The organism is Pontibacterium sp. (assembly GCF_041587635.1).
Classification (GTDB): domain Bacteria; phylum Pseudomonadota; class Gammaproteobacteria; order Pseudomonadales; family Balneatricaceae; genus Pontibacterium.
The window spans coordinates 1-2,058 of the sequence record NZ_JBFGYC010000649.1 but is presented as its reverse complement, the minus strand read 5'-3'; the positions used below and the strand labels follow the sequence as shown (position 1 = coordinate 2,058).

2 protein-coding genes are annotated in these 2,058 nt (G+C 52.4%); both read right to left on the bottom strand.

The window, feature by feature from the left end:
- Window positions 1-113: 113 nt before the first annotated feature.
- Entirely contained in the window at window positions 114-893 is a 780-nt protein-coding gene (locus ABYW01_RS20285; protein WP_372836281.1) for a class III extradiol ring-cleavage dioxygenase, read from the bottom strand.
- Window positions 890-1,852, bottom strand: a complete 963-nt coding sequence (locus ABYW01_RS20280) for a glutathione S-transferase family protein (RefSeq protein ID WP_372836279.1) — start codon at window positions 1,850-1,852, stop codon at window positions 890-892. The genes ABYW01_RS20285 and ABYW01_RS20280 overlap by 4 nt, the downstream gene beginning before the upstream one ends.
- Between the last annotated feature and the right edge of the window lie 206 nt (window positions 1,853-2,058).

The window sequence follows — 2,058 nt, the reverse complement described above, 5'->3', positions numbered from 1 at the left end:
CCTGCCACGTCATCGAAGCATAGAGCCTTTGCAAACTGGGAGGAGACCATATATGGGACCAACACAGCGATTCCCAACATCTAACCCCATGATTGAGACAAGCGAACAAACCGTTACGTCCACCCATAAGACACCATCGATAACACACCGTGCAAGATCTCACCTTCAAGTACGCTCAGCTGATCTTTTGCATCGCTGGCACCCATCGCTATCAACAACGGCAGATAATGTTCTGCGGTGGGATGCGCACGTTGAAAGTCATCACTGTATCGCTGCGGTAAGGCAAGCGCTGAGAGATTTCGGCTGGCAACCTGCTCGCGTACCCAACCTTGAAAACGTTGCACGTATTCGGCTGGCGGACTTCCCGGCGCGCAGATCTCATACAGATTATGCGTCAAACCACCTGACGCGATCACCGCAATACCTTGTTCCCGCAACGGCAATAACGCTTTGCCCAACTGAATCAACGCTTCAGCGTCCATTGTCATATCCAGCGATAACTGAAACACAGGCCGGTCTGTATCCGGAAGCAGATGTAACATCGGCACCCAAGCCCCATGATCCCGTCCTCGCTGGGCATTTAGCCCCACGGCTATATCCTGGTTCTCAAGCACCGCCTTAACCTGCGCCACAATCTCGTATGAACCCGGCGCATCAAACTGAAGCTGGTAGAGTTCACGAGGGAATCCACCAAAATCATGCAGAGTTTCAGGCTGAGCGGCACTCATCAGTTCTAATCCACGGGTCATCCAATGCGGCGAGATCACCAGCACCGACACCACATCGCTGAACTGTTCACCAAAACCTGTCAGTAAAGCGCCAGCCTGCCCCGGCTCTACCGCAAACATCGGCGAACCGTGGCTGATAAACATCGCGGGAGCACGTTGTGTCATAAATCTTCCTTAAACCATTTGATCCAGGGTAGTTCAGGGCCTGCAGGTACAATACCCGTCGGATTCAGCGCCTGAATCGAATAGTACCCTGCTTTGATATGATCGATACGGGTATTATTTCGAAACGCAGGGATCTGCAATAACCGCTCAAGATACGCAGACAGCTCTGGATAATCACTAATCCGCTTTTTGTTGGTTTTGAACAAGCCATAATAGGCCACATCAAAACGCACCAGCGTCACAAACAGACGAATATCACTCTCGGTCAGATGCTCACCCACAGCAAAGGGGTGGCGGGCAAAATGGCTTTCCAATCCATCTAACGCCTCAAATACCTCGGTATAGGCTTCTTCATAGGCCTGCTGACTGGTGGCAAAGCCGGTACGGTACACGCCGTTGTTCACGCTATCATAGATACGGGCATTGAATGCATCGATCTCAGGCAACCGGTCCGCTGGACTCAGATCGATCTCGAACTGATGCAGCGGTTTCAGGTCGTTATTGAAGATCCGGAGAATATCCGCTGATTCGTTGTTCAGAATACGCTGTTCCTGCTTATCCCACAGCACAGGCACAGTGGCCCGCCCGGTGTAGGCCGGATCGGTCTGGGTATACAGTTGATGTATGAACTTCACCGGTTCATCAGCTTCCGGCGTACTGCCCGGATAGTCACCAAACTGCCAGCCCTCATCCGTCAACTGTGGCTCCACTACGCTTACCGAGATGTGTTGCTCCAATCCCAGTAGTGAGCGTGCAATCAACGTGCGAGTCGCCCATGGGCAGATATATCCCACGTACAGATGAAAGCGTGGCGTAGCGTACTCACCGGAGGCCATCAGATTCACCACATCCGATGGAATCGATTCACGGAACGCACTGCTCTGACGAATAAACCGTCCCTGCTTATCTTGCTTCTGCACCGGATCCCATTTCTTTTCCCAAACACCGTTTACCAGCATCAGATTCTCCTCAACAATTATTCAACGGCGCTTGCTGTACCCATGCACAGCAAGACCCGGTATCCATACTGACCAGCTTCAGGCAGCAGTCTTAGCCGCCGTGGCCTCGGTTTTATCCTGCTGCAGCGCAAACGCCCCATTACCCGAAAAGAACTGCGCAACAGAGGCTGCGATTAGAAACGCTGGATACTCCCAGCCGCCACCTT